Origin of the sequence: Hydrogenophaga sp. T2, assembly GCF_049843535.1 — a bacterium.
GTDB classification, from domain to species: Bacteria; Pseudomonadota; Gammaproteobacteria; order Burkholderiales; family Burkholderiaceae_C; genus Hydrogenophaga; species Hydrogenophaga crocea.
Genome location: NZ_JBBHZJ010000002.1, coordinates 127,583 through 150,854 on the forward strand (window position 1 = coordinate 127,583; position 23,272 = coordinate 150,854).

At 72.5% G+C, this 23,272-nt stretch carries 21 protein-coding genes and 1 riboswitch; of the genes, 16 read left to right on the forward strand and 5 right to left on the reverse strand.

What is annotated here, in order from left to right; translation table 11 throughout:
• Window position 1: 1 nt before the first annotated feature.
• Window positions 2-1,408 carry a PAS domain-containing protein gene (locus tag WDZ95_RS04180; RefSeq protein WP_425776441.1) on the reverse strand — a complete coding sequence of 469 codons (1,407 nt, stop codon included), beginning with the start codon at window positions 1,406-1,408 and terminating at the stop codon, window positions 2-4.
• Window positions 1,409-1,542: 134 nt separating this feature from the next.
• On the opposite strand from WDZ95_RS04180, the gene chlG reads away from it, so the two are divergent.
• From chlG to WDZ95_RS04215, 7 genes are all read left to right on the forward strand, one after another.
• Window positions 1,543-2,418, forward strand: a complete 876-nt coding sequence (gene chlG, locus WDZ95_RS04185) for a chlorophyll synthase ChlG (RefSeq protein ID WP_166230746.1) — start codon at window positions 1,543-1,545, stop codon at window positions 2,416-2,418.
• Window positions 2,418-3,767 (forward strand): BCD family MFS transporter, encoded by a 1,350-nt coding sequence (locus WDZ95_RS04190; RefSeq protein ID WP_425776444.1) that lies wholly within the window; start codon window positions 2,418-2,420, stop codon window positions 3,765-3,767. The genes chlG and WDZ95_RS04190 overlap by 1 nt, the downstream gene beginning before the upstream one ends.
• Entirely contained in the window at window positions 3,764-4,987 is a 1,224-nt protein-coding gene (locus WDZ95_RS04195; protein ID WP_425776446.1) for a geranylgeranyl diphosphate reductase, read from the forward strand. The genes WDZ95_RS04190 and WDZ95_RS04195 overlap by 4 nt, the downstream gene beginning before the upstream one ends.
• Complete coding sequence (locus WDZ95_RS04200) at window positions 4,984-5,268, forward strand: hypothetical protein (RefSeq protein ID WP_425776448.1); 285 nt, start codon at window positions 4,984-4,986, stop codon at window positions 5,266-5,268. The genes WDZ95_RS04195 and WDZ95_RS04200 overlap by 4 nt, the downstream gene beginning before the upstream one ends.
• A gap of 165 nt (window positions 5,269-5,433) precedes the next feature.
• Window positions 5,434-5,751 (forward strand): high-potential iron-sulfur protein, encoded by a 318-nt coding sequence (locus WDZ95_RS04205; protein WP_166230734.1) that lies wholly within the window; start codon window positions 5,434-5,436, stop codon window positions 5,749-5,751.
• Between the two features lie 104 nt (window positions 5,752-5,855).
• Complete coding sequence (locus WDZ95_RS04210; RefSeq protein WP_425776450.1) at window positions 5,856-8,267, forward strand: penicillin acylase family protein; 2,412 nt, start codon at window positions 5,856-5,858, stop codon at window positions 8,265-8,267.
• A 29-nt stretch (window positions 8,268-8,296) separates the two neighbouring features.
• Window positions 8,297-9,526, forward strand: a complete 1,230-nt coding sequence (locus tag WDZ95_RS04215) for a CaiB/BaiF CoA transferase family protein (protein WP_166230728.1) — start codon at window positions 8,297-8,299, stop codon at window positions 9,524-9,526.
• 7 nt (window positions 9,527-9,533) lie between these two features.
• On the opposite strand, the gene WDZ95_RS04220 is transcribed toward WDZ95_RS04215, so the two are convergent.
• Window positions 9,534-10,433, reverse strand: a complete 900-nt coding sequence (locus tag WDZ95_RS04220; protein ID WP_166230726.1) for a LysR family transcriptional regulator — start codon at window positions 10,431-10,433, stop codon at window positions 9,534-9,536.
• 136 nt (window positions 10,434-10,569) lie between these two features.
• Between WDZ95_RS04220 and WDZ95_RS04225 the strand changes: the two genes are divergently transcribed.
• The 9 genes from WDZ95_RS04225 to rffA all read left to right on the forward strand — a co-directional run bounded on the left by WDZ95_RS04225 (window position 10,570) and on the right by rffA (window position 20,245).
• A complete protein-coding gene (locus WDZ95_RS04225; protein ID WP_425776453.1) occupies window positions 10,570-11,568 on the forward strand; it encodes a Bug family tripartite tricarboxylate transporter substrate binding protein in 999 nt (332 codons plus the stop codon).
• Complete coding sequence (locus WDZ95_RS04230; protein WP_425776455.1) at window positions 11,568-12,773, forward strand: M20 aminoacylase family protein; 1,206 nt, start codon at window positions 11,568-11,570, stop codon at window positions 12,771-12,773. Before WDZ95_RS04225 ends, WDZ95_RS04230 begins: the two co-directional genes overlap by 1 nt.
• Before the next feature lie 111 nt (window positions 12,774-12,884).
• Window positions 12,885-12,997: riboswitch (glycine riboswitch) on the forward strand.
• Window positions 12,998-13,052: 55 nt separating this feature from the next.
• Window positions 13,053-14,324, forward strand: coding sequence for a D-amino acid dehydrogenase (locus tag WDZ95_RS04235; RefSeq protein WP_166230717.1), 1,272 nt, complete (start codon window positions 13,053-13,055; stop codon window positions 14,322-14,324).
• Window positions 14,325-14,352: 28 nt separating this feature from the next.
• Entirely contained in the window at window positions 14,353-15,057 is a 705-nt protein-coding gene (locus tag WDZ95_RS04240) for a WbqC family protein (protein WP_425776457.1), read from the forward strand.
• Window positions 15,044-15,667, forward strand: a complete 624-nt coding sequence (locus WDZ95_RS04245; RefSeq protein WP_166230711.1) for a class I SAM-dependent methyltransferase — start codon at window positions 15,044-15,046, stop codon at window positions 15,665-15,667. Before WDZ95_RS04240 ends, WDZ95_RS04245 begins: the two co-directional genes overlap by 14 nt.
• Complete coding sequence (locus WDZ95_RS04250) at window positions 15,664-16,467, forward strand: formyltransferase family protein (RefSeq protein ID WP_166230708.1); 804 nt, start codon at window positions 15,664-15,666, stop codon at window positions 16,465-16,467. Before WDZ95_RS04245 ends, WDZ95_RS04250 begins: the two co-directional genes overlap by 4 nt.
• A gap of 93 nt (window positions 16,468-16,560) precedes the next feature.
• Window positions 16,561-17,937: a glycosyltransferase family 2 protein gene (locus tag WDZ95_RS04255; protein ID WP_425776460.1), complete on the forward strand. Its 1,377-nt coding sequence runs from the start codon at window positions 16,561-16,563 to the stop codon at window positions 17,935-17,937.
• Window positions 17,934-18,998 carry a TDP-N-acetylfucosamine:lipid II N-acetylfucosaminyltransferase gene (locus tag WDZ95_RS04260; protein ID WP_425776462.1) on the forward strand — a complete coding sequence of 355 codons (1,065 nt, stop codon included), beginning with the start codon at window positions 17,934-17,936 and terminating at the stop codon, window positions 18,996-18,998. Before WDZ95_RS04255 ends, WDZ95_RS04260 begins: the two co-directional genes overlap by 4 nt.
• Window positions 18,995-20,245, forward strand: coding sequence for a dTDP-4-amino-4,6-dideoxygalactose transaminase (rffA, locus tag WDZ95_RS04265; protein ID WP_425776464.1), 1,251 nt, complete (start codon window positions 18,995-18,997; stop codon window positions 20,243-20,245). The genes WDZ95_RS04260 and rffA overlap by 4 nt, the downstream gene beginning before the upstream one ends.
• Window positions 20,246-20,435: 190 nt before the next feature.
• Here rffA and serS read toward each other — a convergent pair whose 3' ends face one another.
• The 3 genes from serS to WDZ95_RS04280 are packed head-to-tail and all read right to left on the reverse strand — an operon-like array spanning window position 20,436 to window position 23,174.
• On the reverse strand, window positions 20,436-21,752 hold the full coding sequence (gene serS, locus WDZ95_RS04270; protein ID WP_287468427.1) for a serine--tRNA ligase: 1,317 nt from the start codon (window positions 21,750-21,752) through the stop codon (window positions 20,436-20,438).
• 19 nt (window positions 21,753-21,771) lie between these two features.
• Entirely contained in the window at window positions 21,772-22,728 is a 957-nt protein-coding gene (gene ispH, locus WDZ95_RS04275) for a 4-hydroxy-3-methylbut-2-enyl diphosphate reductase (protein ID WP_166230696.1), read from the reverse strand.
• Window positions 22,728-23,174 carry an FKBP-type peptidyl-prolyl cis-trans isomerase gene (locus tag WDZ95_RS04280; RefSeq protein WP_166230693.1) on the reverse strand — a complete coding sequence of 149 codons (447 nt, stop codon included), beginning with the start codon at window positions 23,172-23,174 and terminating at the stop codon, window positions 22,728-22,730. Before WDZ95_RS04280 ends, ispH begins: the two co-directional genes overlap by 1 nt.
• Window positions 23,175-23,272 lie beyond the last annotated feature (98 nt).

Below are 23,272 nucleotides of genomic sequence, written 5' to 3' on the forward strand. Positions count from 1 at the left end.
GTCAGGGTGTCTCCGGAAGGGGCGGAACGCCGCCGGGCAAGCCGCCGATGCGCTGTTCTGAAACGCCCAGCAGGCGCGCGGCCGCGGCGGGGTCTTCGTGCGCGCGCTCCAGGGCCAGGCCGATGAAATGCCGTTCGATCAGGGAGGCCGCCTCGCGCATGAGCTCGGGCAGCGGCAGCTCGCCCACCTGGCCCGCGAGCGCGGTGAGCGCGCTCTGCAGGGCCTCGCCGCTGGCGGCACCCGCAGGCCCCAGGCGGCCGACGGACCAGCCGATGCACTCCATGTCGCCCTCGGACAGCAGCGAGGCCGACAGCTCGACAGGGAGGGCGCGCGCGTCGGCCGCGAGCAGCCGTGCGGGTTCGCGCACGGCCATGCCGCTGCGGCGCACGCGGCGGATCAGTGCGTCGAGCCCGTCCCCGGCGACCTCGAACCAATCGGCCAGGTGCCGGCCCTTCACGTCGCGCTCGTCGCCGAGGGTCAGCAGGCGCAGCAGGGCCGCGTTGGCCATGAGCGCGTGGCCGGCCGAATCCGTCACCAGCACCGCCTCGGCCGCGCCTTCGCCCAGCCGGGCCAGGGTCTGGTGGAGCTGGGCCGCGGTCCCGGGCTGCTCGGCCAGGCGCACGCGCGCCAACAGCAGCGCCCGGCCCTCGCCAGGCAGGGGCGTAAGCGCGAGGCTGGCCGGCGTGCTGTGGTTGATCAGGCGGATGCGGATCTCGGCGGCCTGGGCCGTGTGCAGCACCGTCACGGCGAGGTCGTCGACGGCCTGGCGGTGCGTTTGCAGCAGAAAGCCCGAGAGCGCGTGCCCCACGAGGTGCTCGGCCGGCGTGCCGAACAGGTCGATCGCCGCGGCATTGGCCTCGGTGATGCGGCGCTCGGCGGCGTCGATCAGCAGCACGGCATCGCTGGCCACCTGGTGCAGCAGGCGGTGGCGCGCCTCGGCCTGGCGCGCCTGCCAGTAGCCGCGCTCCATGTCGCGCTGGGCTTCGAGGAAGCGCTGCTGGATGGCGCCGATGGCGCGCAGGTCGCGGCCCACGGCCAGCACCGGGCCGTCCTGGCCCAGGCGCACCGCGGTGTAGGCCACGGCCACGCTCGCGCCTTCGTCGAGCGGGTGGCTGAGCTCGCGGCGGCGCGCGAGGCCGGTGCGGGCCACCTCGGTGAGCAGCTGGTCGACCTTGGCGCGTGTGTCGGGCGAGACGGTGTCGACCCAGCGGCGGCCGACCCAGCTGCGGGCCCCGGGCAGCATGGCCTCGTCGCCGCCGTGGCGGCCCTGGGCCACGGTGCGGATCACGCCCTGCTCATCCATCACGAGCGCGATGTCGCTGGCCAGGGTGACGAACGCCTGCGCGAGTTCAGGGGCCCAAGGGGACAGGGGCCCGAGATCCGGCGCGGACAGGTTCGAGGGATTCATGCGCGGTGCAAGCGGGTGGGCGACCAGGGTCAGGGAACAAGCCTGTGAGTCTAGTCGCATGCCGGAGTTCAATGCGACATGTCCTTGGTGTCAATATCAATTGACACTCCGGTGTGTCCACTTGAGAATGAACCATGGCCGCCCCCTCGCTGTCCACCGTTGCCGAGCTGTTCAAGCCCATCACCTGGTTCCCGCCCATGTGGGCCTTTGCCTGCGGTGTGGTGGCCTCGGGCGCAGCGCTCTATGGCCGCTGGACGCCCGCGGTGATCGGCGTGCTGCTGGCCGGCCCGCTGGTGTGCGCCACGAGCCAGGCCGTCAACGACTGGTTCGACCGCCACGTCGACGCGATCAACGAGCCGCAGCGCCCCATCCCCTCGGGCCGCATGCCCGGCCGCTGGGGCCTGTACCTCGCGCTGCTGTGGACCCTGCTCTCGCTCGCGGTGGCGAGCGCGCTCGGCCCCTGGGGCTTCGGGGCCACGGTGCTGGCCCTGGCGCTGGCCTGGGCCTACAGCGCGCCGCCGCTGCGGCTCAAGGCCAACGGCTGGTGGGGCAACGCGGCCTGCGGCTTCAGCTACGAAGGCATCGCCTGGGTGACCGGCGCGGCCGTGATGGCCGGCGGCGAAATGCCCGACCTGCGCACGCTGGCGCTGGCCGCGCTCTACAGCCTGGGGGCGCACGGCATCATGACGCTCAACGACTTCAAGGCCATCGAAGGCGACCGGCGCACCGGCATCCGTTCGCTGCCGGTGCAGCTCGGCGTGACGGGCGCGGCGCGCACCGCCTGCGGTTTCATGCTGCTGCCGCAGGCGGGCGTGGTGGCGCTGCTGCTGGCCTGGCAGCAGACCGGGCACGCCGCGGCGGTGCTCGGGCTCATGGGCCTGCAGGCGCTGCTCATGCGCCGCTTCCTGCAGGCACCGCTCGAACGCGCGCGCTGGTACAGCGGCGTGGGCGTGCCGGTCTTCGTGGCGGGCATGATGGTCAGCGCCTTCGCGCTGCGGGGGGCGGTCTGATGCACACGAGCGCCACCTTCGGCTGGGGCCGCGTGGCGCGGCTGGGGCTGGTGCAGGCCTGCATCGGCGCGGTGGTGGTGCTCACCACGTCCACGCTCAACCGCGTGATGGTGGTGGAGCTCGCCCTGCCCGCCGTGCTGCCCGGCCTGCTGGTGGCGCTGCACTACGCGGTGCAGTTCGTGCGCCCGCGCATGGGCCACGGTACCGACCTGGGTGGCCGCCACACGCCCTGGATCCGCGGCGGCATGGCGGTGCTGGCCAGCGGAGGCTTTCTGGCCGCGCTGGCCACGGTGTGGATGGCGAGCGCACCCGTGGCCGGCCTGCTGCTCGCGGTGCTGGCCTTTGCGCTGGTGGGCGTGGGCGTGAGCGCCGCCGGCACCGCGCTGCTGGTGCTGCTCACGCGGCGTGTGCCCGCGCCGCGCCGCGCCGCCTCGGCCACGCTGGTGTGGCTCATGATGATCGTGGGCTTTGCGCTCACCGCGGGCCTGGCGGGCCGCTGGCTCGAGCCCTTCACGCCCGAGCGGCTGCTGGCCGTGAGTGCCGGCGTGAGCCTGCTCGCGCTGCTCGGCACGCTGCTGGCGCTGCACCGGATCGAAGACGGCCCGGGCCCGAATGCCGGCGGCGCCACCGCGGCGGCGCCGTTTCGCGAGACCCTGCGCGAGGTCTGGGCCGAGCCGGTGGCGCGCCGCTTCACGGTTTTCGTGTTCGTGTCCATGCTCGCGTTCAGCGCGCAGGACCTGATCCTCGAGCCCTTCGCGGGCCTCGTGCACGGCTACTCGCCGGGCCGCTCCACGCAGCTGTCGGGCGTGCAGCACGGCGGCGTGCTGCTGGGCATGCTGCTGGTGGCCGGCTGCACGCTGCTGGCGGCGCGCTGGCCGGCGCGCCGCTGGCTCGCGCCCCTGGCCTCGCTGCGCGGCTGGGCCGTGGGCGGCTGCCTGGCCTCGGCGCTGGCCCTGCTCGCGCTGGCCGCCTCGGGGCCCTGGCCGCAGGCCTGGCCGCTCGCGCCCTGCGTGTTCGCGCTCGGCGTGGCCAACGGCGCGTTTTCCATCGGCGCCATCGGTTCGATGATGCGGCTGGCCAGCGAAGGCCGGGCCGCGCGCGAGGGCGTGCGCATGGGGCTGTGGGGCGCGGCCCAGGCCATCGCCTTCGGCCTGGGCGGCGTGCTCGGCACGGCCGCGAGCGACCTCGCGCGCTGGCTCATCGGCAGCCCCGGCCCGGCCTACGGTTTCGTGTTCGCGCTGGAGGCGGCGCTGTTCCTCGCGTCGGCCGCCCTGGCGTGGCGCATCGCTTCGCCGGCGGCCCGCCCGGCGCCACACGGGCCCCTGTGGGCCGGGGCAGGATCGCCATGAACGCACGCGTGCACATCGAAGCCGACACCGCCCGCGAGGCCGGCACCTGGGACGCCGTGGTGGTGGGCGGCGGCCCCGCGGGCGCCACGGCCGCGCGGCTGCTCGCGCAGCGCGGCCAGCGCGTGCTGCTGCTCGAGCGCGGCGGACGCATCAAGCCCTGCGGCGGCGCGATCCCGCCGCGGCTGATCCGCGACTTCGACATCCCCGATACACAGCTGGTGGCGCGGGCACGGCAGGCGCGCATGATCGCGCCGAGCACGAAGCGCGTGGACATCCCGATCGACAACGGCTTCGTCGGCATGGTCGACCGCCACCGCTTCGACCCCTGGTTGCGCGAGCGCGCGGCGCACAGCGGCGCGCAGCTGCGCGCCGGCAACTTCGTGCGGCTCACGCGCGACGCCGACGGCCTGAGCGTGGTGCACTACCGGGCCGACGCCGGCACGCTGCACGCGGTGCGCACGCGCGCCGTGATCGGCGCCGACGGCGCGCGCTCGGGCGTGGCGCTGCAGGCCGTGCCCGGCGCCGAGCGCGGCCGCTTCGTGTTCGCGTACCACGAGATCCTGCGCACGCCGGCGCCGGCCGCCGCGCCGGGCCACGATCCGCAGCGCTGCGACGTGTACTACCAGGGCGACATCTCGCCCGATTTCTACGGCTGGGTGTTCCCGCACGGCGACACGCTGAGCGTGGGCACGGGCAGCGCCGACAAGGGCTTCTCGCTGCGCCAGGCCGTGACCGCGCTGCGCGCGCGCGCCGGCATGGGCGCGGCCGAGGTGCTGCGCCGCGAAGGCGCACCCATTCCCATGAAGCCGCTGCCGCGCTGGGACAACGGGCGCGACGTGGTGCTGGCCGGCGATGCCGCGGGCGTGGTGGCACCGGCCTCGGGCGAGGGCATCTACTACGCCATGCTGGGCGGCCAGCTCGCGGCCGAGGCGGTGCTGGAACTGCTGGCCACGGGCAAGCCGCGCGCGCTGCGCCAGGCGCGCCGGCGCTTCATGGCCGAGCACGGCCGCGTGTTCCAGGTGCTGGGGCTCATGCAGTGGTTCTGGTACGGCAGCGAGCAGCGCCGCGAACGTTTCGTGAAGATCTGCGAAGACAAGGACGTGCAGCAGCTCACCTTCGAGTCGTACATGAACAAGACCCTGAGCCGCCGCCGCCCGCTCGCTCAGCTGCGCATCTTCCTCAAGGACACGGCCCACCTGCTGGGCCTGGCGCGCCTGTGAACGCCTGGAGCGGCCTGAGCGCCTCGCACGCCGTCTGGCTGGCCCTGGCGGTGGTGGCGCTGGAGCTGCTGCTGCGGCTGTGGCGCTGGGGCTTCGGCCCGCGCCGCAGCGGTCAGGCCACCGCGGTCTGGCACGCCGGCGCGGGCCTGGCCCTGCTGCTGGCCCTGCTCGAGGCCACCAGCGACGCGCGCACCCCGGCCATCCTGCTGTGGCTGGCGCTGGGTGGTGCGCTGCACGCCGCGGCCTGCCTGCCGGGCCTGCGACAAGTGGATACAAGATGAACGCGCTCGGGAAACCGCGGGCCCGGCGCGGCGCCGCAAGGGCGGCGCGATGATTCCGGTGCGGTCCTCGAAGTGGCGGGCGGCTTCGTCCGAAGGGCTTTCTCCCGCCACGGCCGCCATGGTGTTCACAAGCCCTTTCGCTGGTCCCCCTTCAAGAGGCACAACATGTCCACCCCACGACGCCGCACTTTCATGATCCAGGTCGCCACCGGCTCGGCCGCCCTCGCCCTCGCGCGGGTCGCCCAGGCCCAGGCCGCGCCCATGGTGGCCGAAACCGACGCCCAGGCACAGGCCCTGGGCTACGCCGCCGACACCACCAAGGTCAGCAAGGCCAAGTTCCCCAAGCACGAGAACAGCCAGCAGTGCAGCGGCTGCCAGCTCTACACCGGCAAGGCCGGCGACGCCGGCGGCCCCTGCGCGCTGTTCCCGGGCAAGAGCGTGTCCGCCAAGGGCTGGTGCAGCGCCTGGGTCAAGAAGGCCTGATGCCGGCGCGTCGGGACTAACCCGCAAATCGTCACGTTTGCGTCACGAAGTGACGCCCGACGCGCCCAATGTGGCGGGTCTCTCAATCCCGAGGAGACCCGCCCATGAAACGCCCGCCGACCCTGCCGCGGCCCGCCACCCTGTTGCCGCTGGTGCTGGCGGGTGCGCTGGCCGCCTGCTCGTCGCTGCCGTCCGGCCCTTCAGGCACGGCCGGCGGCAGCGCCACCATCGTGCGCACCGCCCACGGCGTGCCGCACATCACCGCGCCCGACCTCGAAACCCTGGCCTTCGGCGTGGCCTACGCGCAGGCGCAGGACAACGTGTGCCAGACCGCCGACCACCTGCTCACCGTGCGCGGTGAGCGCTCGCTGTTCTTCGGCGAGAAGGGCACCGGCATCCTGGGCGTGCGCACCCTGCCCAACCCGGTGATCGACGCCTTCGTCGCCGCCCACATGGACGACGCCGCGCTCACGCGCCTGTGGGCCGCGTCCAGCCCGGCCGGCCAGGCCCAGGCGCGCGGCTACGTGGCCGGCTACAACCGCTTCCTGCAGGACCATGCCGGCAAGCTGCCCGCGGCCTGCAACGGCCAGCCCTGGGTGCGGCCCATGGCGCTCACCGACTACTACCGCGCCACCGAGGCCATCCAGGTGCAGGCCGGCGCGGGCGCGCTGGCCGACGCCATCCTGGGCGCGGCCCCGCCCAAGGCCGAGGCCGCACCGGCGCGCACCGGTGCCGCGCCGGCCGCGCCCGACGCCGCCCGGCTCGCCGAACAGGTGGCCGGCGCCCAGGCCTACCTGCGCGAGGCCGGCCTGTTCGAATCGCCGCTGGGCTCCAACGCCTGGGCCTTCGGCAAGGACACCACCGCCAACGGCCGCGGCATGCTGCTGGGCAACCCGCACTTCCCCTGGGTGGGGCCGAGCCGCTTCTACCAGATGCACCTCACCGTGCCGGGCCAGTTCGACGTGATGGGCGCGAGCATCGGCCTGGCCGCGCTGGTGCAGATCGGCTTCAACCGCGACGTGGCCTGGTCGCACACCGTGTCCACCGGCAAGCGCTTCACGCTGCACGAGCTCGCGCTGGTGCCCGGCCAGCCCACGCGCTACCTGCTGGACGGCCAGCCGCGCGACATGGTGGCCAAGGCGGTGCGCTACCGCGTCAAGGGCGAGGACGGCCAGGTGAGCGAGAAGACGCACACCGTGTGGAACACGCACTACGGGCCGGTGCTCGCCATCCCGCGCGCGGGCCTGAACTGGACCGCCGAGCGCGCCTACGCGCTGCAGGACGCCAACGCCGGCGGCCTGCGCAGCACCGAAACCTACCTGGGCTTTGCGCGCGCGCGCAGCGTCGACGACCTGCGCCAGGCGCTGGGCAACCTGGGCACGCCCTGGGTCAACACCATCGCGGCCGACCGCCACGGCCAGGCCTTCTACGCCGACATGAGCGTGGTGCCCGACGTGGACGCCGCGCAGCTGCAGCGCTGCGCCCCGAGCCGCGCGGCCGCGGCCGTGCTGCCGGCCGCGGGCCTGGTGGTGCTCGACGGCTCGCGCAGCGACTGCAACTGGAAGAAGGACCCGGCCTCGCCCGTGCCCGGCCTCACGCCGCCCGCGCGCCTGGCCGCGGTGAAGCGGACCGACTGGGTGCACAACAGCAACGACAGCTTCTTCTACACCCACCCCGCGGTGAGCTGGCCCGCGATCTCGCCGCTGGTGGGCGACGACGTGCTGCGCCGCCCGCGCACGCGCTCGGGGCTGATCGAGATCCCCGAGATGATCGGCAAGGGCAAGGTCACGCTCACGGGCATTCAGGCCCAGCTGTTCGAGAACCGCAACCTCATGGCGCGTCTGGTGCTGCCCGACCTGCTCGAGGGCTGCAAGGCGCTCGCCAACCCCGCGGCCGACCTGCGCGAGGGCTGCGCCGCGCTGCAGGCCTTTGCCCGCGGCGGCTACCGCAACGACGCCAGCGCGCGCGGCGCCCACCTGTTCCGCGAGTTCTGGCGCACGGCGAGCACCCTGCCCGGCGTGTACCGCGTGCCCTACGACAAGGCGCGCCCGGTGGACACGCCCAGCGGCCTGCGCCTGGCCGACGCGGCGACCGCGGCCAAGGTGTGGGACGCGCTGGCCGGCGCGGTGAAGAAGGTGCGCGACGCCGGCTTCGCACCGGATGCCGAGCTCGGCGCGGTGCAGCGCGCGGTGTTCAGCGACGCGGCGATCCCGGTGCACGGCGGCGACGAGATCGAGGGCACGCTCAACAACATCGGCGACCGCGCGCGCCCGGGCATCTCGCCGCGCGGCCTGCGCATCGACTACGGCACCAGCTACGTGCAGACCGTGACCTTCGACGAGCGCGGCCCGGTGGCCCAGGCCCTGCTCACCTACGGCCAGAGCACCAACCCCGCCTCGCCGCACCAGACCGACCAGCTGCGCCTGTACGCGGCCAAGCAGTGGCCCACGCTGCCCTTCCACCCCGAAGACGTGGCGCGCGAGCGCGTGGGCGAGCCGCTGGTGCTCAAGCGCTGATCGGGCGCCGGCTGGGGGACACTACGGCCATGTCCGACACGACCGCTTCCGCCCCCCAGCCGCCCCTGCCGCCCGCCGCGCTCGCGGGCCTCAAGGTGATCGAACTCGGCCAGCTCATCGCCGGCCCCTTCGCCGCCAAGACCCTGGCCGATTTCGGCGCCGAGGTGATCAAGGTGGAGGCGCCCGGCACGGGCGACCCGCTGCGCCAGTGGCGCCTGCTCAAGGACGGCACCTCGGTCTGGTGGCAGGTGCAGTCGCGCAACAAGCGCTCGCTCGCGCTCGACCTGCGCCAGCCCGAGGCGCAGGACGTGGTGCGCCGGCTCGCGCAGGAGGCCGACGTGCTGATCGAGAACTTCCGCCCCGGCGCCATGGAAGGCTGGGGCCTCGGACCCGATGAGCTGCTGGCGCTCAACCCGCGGCTGATCGTGCTGCGCATCAGCGGCTACGGCCAGAGCGGCCCCTACCGCGAACGCCCGGGCTTCGGCGTGGTGGCCGAGGCCATGGGCGGGCTGCGCCACCTCACGGGCGAGCCCGGGCGCACGCCGGTGCGCGTGGGCGTGAGCATCGGCGACACGCTGGCCGCGCTGCACGGCGTGATCGGCATCCTGCTCGCGCTGCAGCACCGCCACGCGAGCGGGCGCGGCCAGGTGATCGACGTGGCGCTCTACGAAGCGGTGTTCAACTGCATGGAGAGCCTGCTGCCCGAGTACAGCGCCTTCGGTGCGGTGCGCGGGCCCGCGGGCAGTGCGCTGCCGGGCATCGCGCCCACCAACGCCTACCGCTGCCGCGACGGCGGCTACGCGATCATCGCGGGCAATGGCGACAGCATCTTCCGCCGCCTCATGAAGGTGATCGGCCGCGACGACCTCGCGGCCGACCCCGCGCTGGCCGACAACGCGGGCCGCGTCAAGCGCGTGGACGAACTCGACGCGGCCATCGGCGACTGGGCCGCCGAGCGCAGCGTCGACGAGGTGCTCGCCGCGCTCGATGGCGCCGCGGTGCCTGCGGGCCGCATCTACACCATCGCCGACATCGCGGCCGATCCGCACTACCAGGCGCGCGGCATGCTGCAGCAGATCCGCCTGGACGACGGCAGCGCCCTCACGGTGCCGGGCATCGTGCCCAAGCTCTCGGCCACGCCCGGCGGGCACCGCCGCAACGCGCCCGCGCTGGGCCAGGACAGCGACGCGGTGCTGCGCGAGATCGGCCTGAGCGACGCGCAGATACGGGCCTTGAAGGACCGCGGCATCGTGCAGTGAGGCGGGCTCAGTCCACCATGCGCTGCGCCACGAACTCGCGCAGGATGGCCATCACCGGCGCTTCGCTGCGGCCGGCCAGCGTCACATAGGCGAAGCGCGCCGTGGCGCGCAGCGCCGGGCGCACCGGCAGCACCGCGAGCGCGCCCGCGGCCATGCGCTCGCGCGCCGTGGCCAGCACACCCAGCAACACGGTGTCGGTGCGCTCGACCACGTCGATCATGCTTTCCACGTCGTCGCATTCGAGCGTGACGATGCGGGCCGGCAGGGCGCGCCCGCCGTACTGCGCCGCGAGCTGGCGCGCCACCTCGTGCGACAGCGGCGTGGACGCGATCGGGTAACGCAGCACGTCGTCGAGCGTGACCGTGCGCTGCGCGAGCAGCGGGTGCCCCGCGCGCACGATCCAGCCGCCCTGCATCTCGGCCACGGGCTCGATGTTGAGATCGGGCTCGGGCGGCACCGCGCGCATGTCCACGATCAGCGCGTCGAGCTCGCGCGTGCGCAGCTTCACGAGCTGCAGCTCGGTGGGCGCGCGCACGACGCGCACGCGCACCTGCGGGTGGTGCTGCGCCATGTGGCACATCAGCGGCGTCATCAGCAGGGCGCCCGGCCCCGAGCCCAGGCCCACGCGAACCGCGCCCGCATTGGCCTGTCGCATCAGCTCGGCGCCGCGGCGCAGCTCCGAGGCCTCGAGCACGATGCGCCGCGCGCGCTCCACCACCTGACGGCCCAGCGGCGTGAGCTCGTTGCGCTTGCCCACACGGTCCAGCAGCCGCCCGCTCACCTCGTCCTCGAGCGACTGGATGCTGCGGCTCAGTGCCGATTGCGTGAGGTGCAGCCGCTCGGCCGCGCGGCTGAACGAGCCGGTTTCGGCCACGGCCAGGAAGTGTTCGAGGTGGCGGATGTTCATGCGGGGCCCCGGTCAAGCGAATGCGCTTCTTGAATCATTATCAAGAAAATAATGCATTGGACACATGGTAGGGCGCTGCCTAGCATGCCGCTCACCTGCTCATCGGACAGGCAACCCGCCCACACCCCCCACCGCCATGACCGCCTGCAAACGCACCTTCCTCCGCCGCACCGCGGCCGTTCTGGCCGGCCTCGCGCTGACCGGCGCCGCCCTCGCCCAGACCTTCCCCTCGCGCCCCGTGACGCTGCTCGTGCCCTACCCGGCCGGTGGTGTGTCCGACGTGATCGCGCGCACCCTGAGCGGCACGCTGGCCAGGCACCTGGGCCAGCCCGTGGTGGTGGAGAACCTGGGCGGCGCCAGCGGCGGCATCGCGGCGCAGAAGCTGCTCAACAGCCCGGCCGACGGCCATGTGATCTTCCAGGGCTCGCCCAACGAACTGGTGCTCGCGCCGCTCTCGGCCTCGGCGCTCAAGTACAAGAGCGAAGACTTCCGCCTGGTGCAGATGATCACTGTGAACCCGATGGCGGTGTTCGCGCGCAAGGACCTGCCCGCGAACAACGGCGACGAGTTGCTGGCCTTCGCCCGCAAGAGCGCGGCCGAGGGCCGGCCCCTGACCTTCGCCAGCGTGGGCCCGGGCTCCATGTACCACCTGCTCGGCGAGCACCTGGCCAAGCTCACCGGCATCGCCATGACCCACGTGCCCTACAAGGGCAGCGCGCCCGCGTTCCAGGACATCATGGGCAGCCAGGTCGACTTCTTCATCACGCCCTACGGCAAGGGGCAGATCGGCATGGTCAGCGAGGGCAAGCTCAAGGTGGTGGGCGTGCTCTCGGCCGAACCCCAGGACGCGTTCAGGAACGCCGCGCCGCTGAGCGCCTCGCCCGGGCTCAAGGGCTTCGTGTTCGACACCTGGTCGGGCTACTTCGTGCGCAAGGACACGCCCGAGCCCGTCGTGCAGGCGCTGCACAAGGCGCTCAGCGAGGTCGCCAACGACCCCGAGATCCGCGCCGCGCTCGAAGCCCAGGCCATGGTGGTTCCGCGCCCGCAGCCGCTCGCGGCCGTGGCCCGGGTGTACGCGGACAACACGGAGAAGTACCGCGCCATCGCCAAGTCCATCCACCTGCAGGCGCAGTGATGGCGGCCGTCGCAGAGGCCGGCGCGCCCTACCTCGCGCAGGCGATGTCGGCGCGCATCGGCGAGTTCATCCGCCTGCGCCGCGACATCCACGCCCACCCCGAGCTCGCGTTCCAGGAGCACCGCACCGCGGCCCTGGTGGCCGACAAGCTGCGCGCCTGGGGCTACACCGTGCACACCGGCATCGGCGGCACCGGTGTGGTGGGCGTGCTGCGGCGCGGCCAGGGCACACGCCGCCTGGGCATTCGCGCCGACATGGACGCGCTGCCCATCGCCGAAGCCCCGGGCCGCGAATGGGGCAGCCGGCGCGCGGGCCTGATGCACGCCTGCGGCCACGACGGCCACACCGCGACGCTGCTCGCGGCGGCGCGCTTCATCGCCGAAGACCTGGACTTCGACGGCACGCTGCACCTGATCTTCCAGCCCGCCGAAGAAGGTGCGGCGGGCGCGCAGGCCATGATGCGCGACGGCCTGTTCGAGCGCTTTCCCTGCGACGCGGTGTACGCGCTGCACAACATCCCCGGCATCGAGGCCGGCCACTTCCACTTCCGCACCGGGGCCAGCATGGCTTCGAGCGACAACGTCACCATCCGGCTGCAGGGCGTGGGCGGTCACGGCGCGATGCCGCAGACCACCGCCGACACCGTGGTGGCCGCGGCGGCCGTCGTCACCGCGCTGCAGACCGTGGTCTCGCGCAACGTGGACCCGCTGCACAGTGCGGTGGTCACGGTGGGCGCGCTGCACGCGGGCCAGGCCAACAACGTGATTCCCGAGGAGGCCACGCTCGAGCTCAGCGTGCGCGCGCTCGACCGCGAAGTGCGCGCGCTGCTGCGCGAGCGCATCACCGAACTGGTGCAGCTGCAGGCCGCGAGCTTCAAGGTGAAGGCCCTGATCGACTGGCGCGAGGGCTATCCCGTGCTCGTGAACACGCCCGCCGAAACCCGGCTCGCCGCCGGGTTGGCGCGCGAGCTGTTCGGCGCAGCGCGCGTGAACACCGAGGCCGCGCCGCTCACCGCGAGCGAAGACTTCGCCTTCATGCTCGAAGCCGTGCCCGGCTGCTACGTGTTCGTGGGCAACGGCGGCCCCGGCACGCCGGGCGCCTGCTCGGTGCACAACCCGGGCTACGACTTCAACGACGCGATCATCGAACCCGGCGCGCAACTGTGGACACGGTTGGTGGCCGATTACCTGAAGGCGTCTGGCTGATCTCACGCGCACCGCATTTCCCCGCACGGACCGGGAGAGCCCGCGCCCCCCGGCGCGGCGCCGAAGGAGCAACCGCCCCGGAAACTCTCAGGCCCCAGGACCGGCCCGTGCGCTCAACACTCTGAAGAGTTGCCGCGCTTCGTCAGCCGGCACACCGAAGGAGCAAGCCCCGCCGCGGCCCGCGCGCAGGGTGAATCTCTCAGGTACCGGACAGAGGGGGCGCAGACCGCGCGGTTGCGCGGTCTGCCCACATCCTCGTCCGACGCCTGGAGCGCATCCATGAAATCCTTTGCCGTCATCGGTGGTGGCATCACCGGCATCACCACCGCCTACGCCCTGGCCCGCCGCGGCTTCGCCGTCACGCTCTTCGAGCGGCACCGCTACGCCGCGATGGAGACCTCGTTCGCCAACGGCGGCCAGCTCTCGGCCTCGAACGCCGAGACCTGGACCCATCCCTCCACCCTGCTCAAGGGCCTCAAGTGGATGCTGCGCCAGGACGCACCGCTGCTCGTGAACCCGCGGCCGGGCTGGCACAAGCTGTCTTGGTTCGCGGAATTCATCGCCAGCATCCCGCGCTACGAGGCCAACACCATCGAGACCACGCGGCTGGCGATCGCCGCGCGCGCGCACCTGTTCGACTGGGCCGAGCGCGAGGGCATCGACTTCGACCACCGCCGCGAAGGCATCCTGCACATCTACCGCGACCGCCAGGGCTTCGAACACGCAGGCCGCGTGTCGCGCCTGCTCGCCGCAGGCGGCCTGCAGCGCCGCGCCGTGACGCCCGAGGAGATGCGCGCCATCGAGCCCACGCTGGCCGGCACCTACCACGGCGGCTACTACACCGAAAGCGATTCCACCGGCGACATCCACCGCTTCACGCAAGGCCTGGCCGCGGCCTGCGAGCGCCTGGGCGTGCGCACCGTGTACGGCCGCGAGGTGCGTTCGCTGCGCAGCGACGACCGCCGCGCCACGGTGACGCTGGCCGGCGAACACGGCCACGAGGAACACGCCTTCGACGCGCTCGTGGTCTGCGCGGGCGTGAACAGCCGCGCGCTCGCGGCGCAGCTCGGCGATCGCATCAACGTGTACCCGGTCAAGGGCTATTCGATCACGGTGAACCTCACCGACGAGGCCAGCCGCGCCGCCGCGCCCACGGTGAGCCTGCTCGACGACGAGACCAAACTCGTGACCAGCCGCCTCGGCCCCGACCGCTTCCGCGTGGCGGGCACGGCCGAGTTCAACGGCTTCAACCGCGACATCCGCGCCGACCGCATCCGCCCGCTGGTGGACTGGGTGCAGCAATGCTTCCCCGGCGTGAGCACGCGCCAGGTGGTGCCCTGGGCCGGCCTGCGGCCCATGATGCCGGACATGATGCCGCGCGTGGGCCGCGGCCGCCGCGCCAACGTGTTCTACAACACCGGCCACGGCCACCTGGGCTGGACGCTCAGCGCGGCCACGGCCGACCTGCTGGGCGAGCTCGTGAGCGGCAGCGCGCGCGCGGGCGGGCGGCCGCTGGCGCACCCGCTCGAGCCGGCGCGGCGCGCGGGCTGAGGCCACGCAGACCTGCAACAATGCGCCGGTGAAAAAGGTCGCCATCGTCCAGTCCAACTACATCCCCTGGAAGGGCTACTTCGACCTCATCGCCTCGGTCGACGAGTTCGTGCTGTACGACGACATGCAGTACACGCGGCGCGACTGGCGCAACCGCAACCGCATCAAGACACCGCAGGGCCCGCAGTGGCTCACGGTGCCGGTGCGGGCGAGCGGGCGCTACCACCAGGCCATCCGCGAGACCGAGATCGACGGCACCGAATGGGCCGCCGACCACTGGCGCGCGCTCACGCTCAACTACCGGCGCGCGCCGCACTTCGAGGCCATCGCGGCCTGGCTCGAGCCGATCTACCTCGGCGCGCCGCACACGCACCTGTCGGCGCTCAACCGGCAACTGATCGAGGCCGTGTGCGCCTACCTGGGCATCACCACCGTGCTGCGCAACTCGTGGGACTACACGCTGGCCGAGGGCAAGAGCGAGCGCCTGGCCGACCTGGTGCGCCAGGCCGGCGGCACCGACTACGTGTCGGGCCCGGCCGCGCGCGACTACCTCGACGAGGCCGTGTTCACCGAACGCGGCCTGCGCGTGCACTGGTTCGACTACGGCGGCTACCCCGCCTACCCCCAGCTCTGGGGCGATTTCGTGCACGAGCTCAGCGTGCTCGACCTGCTGTTCCACTGCGGGCCACAATCGGCCCGTCACATGAAGCACGTGCCCCATGACCGCTCCTGACCTGCTGGCCCCGCTGGCCGGCTACTACGCCGACAAGATCGCGCGCCACGGCCAGACGCCGCAGGGCGTGGACTGGAACGGCGAGCAGGGCCAGTGGCTGCGCTTCGAGCAGTTGCTGCGCGTGGCCGACGGCCTGGCTGCGCCTTCGATCAACGACCTGGGCTGCGGCTACGGCGCGCTGCTCGACTTCCTGGTGGCGCGCGGCCGTGAGGCCGACTACCTGGGCGTGGACGTGGCCGCGCCCATGGTGGCCGCGGCGCGCGAGCGCCACGCGGGCCGCGCGAACGCGCGCTTCATCGAGGCCGCGCGGCCCGACCGCGTGGCCGACGTGGGCCTGGCCAGCGGCATCTTCAGCGTGCGCCTGAACACGCCCGACGAGGCCTGGTTCGAGCACATCGTGGCCACGCTCGACGTGCTGCACGAAACCAGCCGCGCGGGCTTCGCCTTCAACTGCCTCACCAGCTATTCCGACGCCGACAAGATGCGGCCCGACCTTTACTACGCCGACCCCTGCCGCCTGTTCGACCTCTGCAAGCGCCGCTATTCGCGCCAGGTCGCGCTGCTGCACGACTACGGGCTGTGGGAGTTCACCCTCATCGTGCGCCAATGAAGCCCACCCCCCTCATTGCCTTCGTCGACCACGAAATTGGCCACCGCCTGCTGCAGCGGCTGATCGACGAGCACGCGCGGGGCGGCATTGCGCTGGTGGCCGTGGTGACCACGCAGGACAACGGCCAGCGCTGGTGGCCCGGCGTGGCCGGGCTGTGCAAGGCCGCGGGCCTGCCGCTGCACCGCTTCGGCCCCGGCCTGCAACCGCACGATCTGCCCGAGGCCGAGCTGCACCTGCTGCTGAGCTGGAAGCACCTGATGCCCGCGCCCTGGCTCGCGCGGCCGCGGCGCGGCACCCTCAACCTGCACTACAGCCTGCTGCCCGCGCACCGCGGCGCCTACCCGGTGAACTGGGCCCTGATCCAGGGCGACCGCCGCACCGGCGTGAGCCTGCACTGGGTGGACGAACGCGTGGACCACGGCCCCCTGCTGCTGCAGCGCGCCCTCGACATCGCGCCCGGCGACACCGCGCGCAGCCTGCAGCGCCGGCTCGACGACCTCGCCGCGAGCGCCTTCGACGAGCTGCTGCCCTGGCTGCGCGACCCGGCGCAGCCCGCGCCCACGGCCACGGCCGACGCGCCGGCCAGCTACCACAGCGCGGCCGATTTCGCGGCCGGCGCCGCACTCGACCCCGACAGCACCTGGCGCGCGGGCGACCTGATCAACCTGCTGCGCGGCCGCAGCTTCCTGCCCGACAGCCGCCTGCTGCACCTCACCGACCCGGCCACCGGCCGCCGCGTGTACCTGCGCCTCGAGCTCGAGGACGAGGCCGCACCGCCGCCCGCCGAACCGCCGAACTGACGGGTTTCCGCCCCGTTTCTCCGCGCCTGCGCCGCGGGGGCGCTGCCTACACTGCCTGCCAGTGCTTTGTCCACCCGTGGCACCCGGCAACCCATGGACCGCTCCCCCCTGCTCGTCTTCACCACCGGCCGCAACTGCGCGGCCTACGTGGAGGACAACATCCGCTCGATCGCGCGCCAGACGCTCGCGAACGCGCACGTGCTGTTCGTGGACGACGCCTCCGACGACGGCACCGACCGCATCGCCCAGGCCGCGCTGCAGCGCTGGCTGCCCGGGCGCCACCACTTCGTGCGCAACCCCGAACGCATGGGCAAGGCCCACAACGCCAGCGTGCACCTGCGCGCGCTCGCGCCCGGCTACGAGGCCGTGGCCGTGGTCGACGCCGACGACCTGCTGATCGACATCACCGTGCTCGAACAGCTCGTGCGCGCCTACCAGCAGGGCGAGGACGTGGTGTGGACCAACTACCTGAGCGACCAGGGCCGCTTCGGCGAGAACGGCCCGCTCAACCGCTACGTGCCGCCGCGCCAGCAGCCCTGGCTCAGCAGCCACCTCTTCAGCTTCCGCGCCGCGCTGCTCGCGCGCGTGCCGCACGGCCATTTCCAGTACCCCGACGGCCGCTGGCTCGACGCCGCCTGCGACCTGGCCATCGCCTACCCCATGCTCGACCAGACGCGGCGCTGGCGCTACCTGCCGGTGCGCGCCTACTGCTACACCGAGAGCAACCCGGGCTCGCACCACCGGCTCGCGGGCGAGGCGCAGAGCCTGTCGTCGCCCAGGCAGCGCGAATGCGCGCGCATCGTGCTCGCCAAGCGGCCGCTGCCGCGCATCGACGAGCCCGAGGCCGACGGCCTGCACGCCACGCCCGCGGTCCCCGCGCCGGCCGAGGCCGCCGCCTCGCCCTGGACCGCCGCGCGCCTGGCGCTGGCCGTGCCCGCGCTGCTGCGCGAACTGCCGGCCAGCACGCTGGAGGCGCTCGACCCCGAACTGCTCTGGGACTGGTGGCAGTGGCTGGACACGCACCGCGGCGCGCGTGTGCTCGCGCTGGGCGACGACGCCCACACGCAGGCGCTGGCGCTGCTGGTGCAGGCCGCGGACGGCGAGGCGCTGGCGCTGCGCGGCGGCGACGGCCCCGGCCACGCGCCCTGGACCGACGTGGCCTTCGACGCCCACCACACGCGCCTGCCCGCGCTCGACGGCCTGGGCGGTGCGCTCTTCGACGCCGTGCACCTGGCCCCCAACGCCTGGGACGGCCCGCGTGCGCCCGTGGTGGCGCTGGCCGCGCTCGCGCCGCAGCTGCGGCTCGATCAACCGCGCCTGGTGTTCGCGGGCCTGCACCCGGCCCGGCTCGACGCCGCCGCCGCGCAGATCGCGGCCCTGGTGCCCGAACTGCCCGCGCGCGCCGCGGGTGCGGGCGCCGACGCGCTGGTGGTCGAGGCCTGCGCCGCCCCCGCGGAGGCGACGGGATGAGCGCCGCCGTCGAGACCCGCGCCGCGCGCACGGTGCACCTCATGGTGCCCGACAAATTCATTGCGCCCTTCGTCGACTTCGTGCTGCGCCACTTCGACGCAAGCGAACACCGCTTCTGCCTGCTCGGCGCGCCGCGCAGCGACTTCGGTCTGCGCGCCGACCAGCCGCTCGACTGGATCGCCGGCGAACACGACGAGCCGCGCCTGCTGCAGGCGCTGTTCGCGGCCGAGCGCATCGTGATCCACGGCCTGTGGTCCGAGCGCGTGCTGCGCCTGCTCTACGCCCTGCCCTCGCTGGCGCGCAAGAGCCACTGGGTGATCTGGGGCGGCGACCTCTACGACGCGCAGTGGCAGGCCCGCACGCCGGGCCACGAACAGAACGAGGCGCTGCGCCGCGCCGTCATCACCCAGCTCGGCGGCGCGGTGGGCCTGCCCGGCGACATGGACGTGGCGCACGAGCGCTACGGCTTTCGCGGCGAGCGCCTGGTCTGCTTCACCTACCCGTCCAACCTCGCGAGCAGCGCGCCGCTGGCGCCGCGCGAACCCGGGCCGCTGCGCATCCTGGTGGGCAACTCGGCCACCGAGAGCAACTGCCACCTCGAGGTGTTCGCGCGCCTCACGCGCCACTGGCAACCGGGCATGGAAGTGCACTGCCCGCTCGCCTACGGCGACCCGGCCTACCGCGATCTCGTGATCGCCAACGGCCGCGGCCAGTTCGGCGCCGACTTCCACGCCATCACCACGCTGATGCCGCTGGCCGACTACAACGCCTTCCTCGGCCGCATCGACGCCGCCGTGCTGCACCACAACCGGCAACAGGGCCTGGGCAACGCCGTGACGCTGCTGAGCCTGGGCAAGAAGGTGTATGCGCGGCCCGAGCAAAGCCACAGCCGCCAGCTCGCCAGCCTGGGCGTGCGCCTGTTCACCCTGGCCGAATTCAACGCCGAACCGCTCGACGAGGCCACGCGCGCGCACAACGCCGCGCTGCTGCGCGAGCACCACAGCGAGGCGCGCCTGGTGCAAGGCCTGGCCGCGCTGTTCGCCCCGAGGAGCCCCGCATGATCACGCCGCAGAACATCGGCCCGCACCCGCTGCGCCCCGTGCCGCCAAAACGCCCGCCCGCCGCCCTGCCCGCCGCGCTGCCCGCGGGCCTGCCCACGGCCCTGGCCGCGCCCGCGCCCATCCCCTTCAACAAGCCCTACCTGCACGGTCGCGAGCTGGTCTACATCGCGGAGGCCGTGGCCTCGGGCAAGATCTCGGGCGACGGCCTGTTCACCCAGCGCTGCCACGCCTTCTTCGAGCAGCGCTACGGCTTTCACAAGGCGCTGATGACGACCTCGTGCACCGACGCGCTCGAACTCGCGGCGCTGCTGCTCGACATCCGCGAGGGCGACGAGGTGATCGTGCCCTCGTTCACCTTCGTCTCCACCGCCAACGCCTTCGCGCTGCGCGGCGCGCGCATCGTGTTCGCCGACAGCGAGGCCCACAACCCCAACCTCGACGTGGCGCACGTCGAGGCGCTGATCACGCCGCGCACGCGCGCCATCGTGCCGGTGCACTACGCGGGCATGGCCTGCGACATGGACCCGCTGCTCGAGCTCTGTGCGCGCCATGGCATCGCGCTGGTGGAAGACGCGGCGCAGGCCATCGATTCGTTCTACAAGGGCCGCGCGCTGGGCGGCATCGGCAGCCTGGGCGCGTTCTCGTTTCACGAGACCAAGAACGTGATCGCGGGCGAAGGCGGGCTGCTGGCCATCAACGACCCGGCGCTGGTGGCGCGCGCCGAGATCCTGCGCGAAAAGGGCACCAACCGCAGCGCCTTCTTCCGCGGCGAGATCGACAAGTACGGCTGGGTCGACGTGGGCTCGTCCTTCCTGCCCTCCGACATCGTGTCGGCCTACCTCTACGCGCAGCTTGAGGTGCTCGACCAGATCCAGCTGCGGCGCAAGGCACTGTGGCAGCGCTACTGGGACCAGCTGGCCGGGGTGTTGCCGCACCACGGCGTGGAGGTGCCGTACGTGCCGCGCTGGGCGACCAACAACGGCCACCTGTTCTACGTGGTGTGCCGTTCACTGGAGCACCGCGACACGGTGATCGCGGCGCTGCGCCAGGCGGGCATTCACGCGGTGTTCCACTACCAGTCGCTGCACAGCAGCGCCTACTTCCACGACCGCCACGACGGGCGTGCGCTGCCGCATTGCGATCGCTTTGCGAATTGTCTGGTGCGGCTGCCGCTGTACGTGGAGATGAGCGACGCGCAGTGCGACCGGGTGTGCGAGGCGCTGCTGGACGTGTTGCGGCAGCACTGACTTTTCAGATGCCTTTCGCGCGGGGCACCTCGCGCACGCGCGCGGTCGCATCGAGTGCCCATGAGGTTGGCGGTGATCGGTGTCCGGCGCAGCGAAATAAAGGGGGAGGACGGCACAGCCGTCCGGAGGACATTCGCGGAGCCGGACACCGGTCGGCGACAACCGGCTCGGTCGGCGAAAAGACGAACCCTCAAGCCGCCTGCAGTTTTTCCAGGCCGCCGAGATACGGCCGCAACGCCACCGGCACGTTCACGCTGCCATCGGCGTTCTGGTGGTTCTCCAGCACCGCCACCAGCGCCCGCCCCACCGCCAGCCCCGAGCCGTTGAGCGTGTGCACCAGTTCGTTCTTGCCCTGCGCGTTCTTGAAACGCGCCTGCATGCGCCGCGCCTGGAAGGCCTCGCAGTTCGAGCAGCTCGAAATCTCGCGGTAGGTGTTCTGCGCCGGCACCCACACCTCGAGGTCGTAGGTCTTGGCCGCGCCGAAACCCATGTCGCCCGTGCACAGCGCAACCACGCGGTAGGGCAGCTCCAGTTTCTGCAGCACCGCCTCGGCATGGCCCACCATCTGCTCGAGCGCTTCGTAGCTCTTCTCCGGGTGCGTGATCTGCACCATCTCGACCTTGTCGAACTGGTGCTGGCGGATCAGGCCGCGCGTGTCGCGGCCCGCGCTGCCGGCTTCCGAGCGGAAGCAGGGGCTGTGCGCGGTGAGCTTGATCGGCAGATCGCTCTCGGCGAGCACGCGCTCGCGCACGGTGTTGGTGAGCGAGATCTCCGAGGTGGAGATCAGGTACTGCTCGGCGGCACTTTCATCGCCACCACGCAGCACCCAGAACATGTCTTCCTTGAACTTGGGCAGTTGGCCCGTGCCCTCGAGCACCTCGCGGTTGACGATGTAGGGCGTGTAGCACTCGGTGTAGCCGTGCGCCTCGGTCTGCAGGTCGAGCATGAACTGCGCGAGCGCGCGGTGCAGCCGCGCCACCGGGCCGCGCAGGAAGGAAAAACGCGAGCCCGAGAGCAGCGCGCCGGTGTCGAAATCGAGGCCCAGCGGCGCGCCGATGTCCACGTGGTCGCGCACCGGGAAATCGAAGGCGCGCGGGCCCTTGCCGTCCGGACTCCAGCGCCGCACCTCGACGTTGCCGCTCTCGTCGGCGCCCACGGGCACGCTCTCGTGCGGCAGGTTGGGCACGGCCATGAGCAGGGCCTGCAGCTCGGCCTGGATCACGTCGAGCCGCGCGGCGCCGGCGTCGAGCTCGGTCTTGATCGCACCCACCTGCGCCATCACGGCGTCGGCCTCGGCGTGCTGGCCCTTGCCCTTGAGCATGCCGATCTGCTTGGACAGGCTGTTGCGCTGCGACTGCAGTTCTTCGGTGCGCGTCTGCAGCGCCTTGCGCTCGGCCTCGAGCGCGCGGTAGGCGGCTTCGTCGAGGAAAGGCTGCGGGTTCTTGCGGGTGTTCAGGCGCGCGACGACGGCGTCGAGGTCTTTGCGCAGTTGGACGATGTCGAGCATGGGGTGTGCAGAAAAAGAATCAGGCGGCGGGTGCGTCGGGCGTGTCGAGCTTGAGGCCCTTGGGCAGCGGGAACTTCACGGTCTCGGTCAGGCCGTCCATGGAGCGCACCGAGATCGCGCCCAGGGCCCGCAGGCGGTCGATCACCTGCTGCACCAGCACCTCGGGCGCCGAGGCGCCCGCCGTGAGCCCCACGCGGGCCTTGCCCTCGAACCATTCGGGGCGCAGTTCGTCGGCGCTGTCGACCATGTGGCCCGGCGTGCCGAGCTTGGCCGCGAGCTCGCGCAGGCGGTTGCTGTTGGAGCTCGTGGGGCTGCCCACCACGATCACCACATCGACCTGCGCGCTCAGCAGCTTGACCGCGTCCTGGCGGTTCTGCGTGGCGTAGCAGATGTCCTGCTGCTTGGGCTCGCGCACCTTGGGGAATCGCGCCTTCACCGCGGCCAGGATCTCGGCCGCGTCGTCCACCGAGAGCGTGGTCTGCGTGACCACCGCCAGCCGCTCGGTCTGCCCCGGCGTCACACGCGCCACGTCGGCCACGTCTTCGACCAGGTGGATGCCGCTGTCGAGCTGGCCCATGGTGCCTTCGACCTCGGGGTGGCCCTTGTGGCCGATCATGATGAACTCGTAGCCCTCGCGGTGCAGCTTGGCCACCTCCACGTGCACCTTGGTCACCAGCGGGCAGGTGGCGTCGAAGATGCGGAAGCCGCGCCGCTCGGCCTCGTTCTGCACCGCCTTGCTCACGCCGTGCGCCGAGAACACCAGCGTGGCGCCGGGCGGCACGTCGGCAAGGTCTTCGATGAACACCGCGCCCTTGCCCTTGAGGTCGTTGACCACGTAGGTGTTGTGCACGATCTCGTGGCGCACATAGATGGGCGCGCCGAACTTGGCGAGCGCGTGTTCGACGATGTCGATGGCGCGGTCGACGCCGGCGCAGAAGCCGCGCGGCTCGGCGAGGACGACTTCGTTGAGCGCCATCACAGCACCCCGATGAGTTGCACCTCGAAGCGCACGGGCTGGCCGGCGAGCGGGTGGTTGAAGTCGAACAGCACCGCGCCGTCGGCGCGCACCTCGCGCACCGCGCCGGCGTACTGGCCGGTGCCGTCGGGCGTGGGGAACTGCACCACGTCGCCCACGGCGTACTGCTCGTGCGGGTCGCCCAGTTCGTTGAGCAGCTTGCGCGCCACCCATTGCTGCATCTCGGGCTGGCGCTCGCCGAAGGCCTCGCCCGCGGCGAGCTCGATCACGGTGCGCGTGCCTTCCTCGAGCCCGAGCAGGCGCTGCTCGATGGCGGGCGAGAGCTCGCCCTGGCCCAGGCTGAGCGTGGCGGGCTGGCCGCTGAAGGTGTCGATGATGACCTGGCCCTGCGCATCGCTCATGCGGTAGTGCAGGGTGAGGAAGGAGCCGGGCTGGACTTGGGGCATGGTGAGGCGGTGGCGCCCCGGGCCGGCGGGCGGCGCGGGGGAATGCACCCCGGGGGATGCGTGAACCGCGTATTGTAGAAACTGGCCGGTTCAGGGAG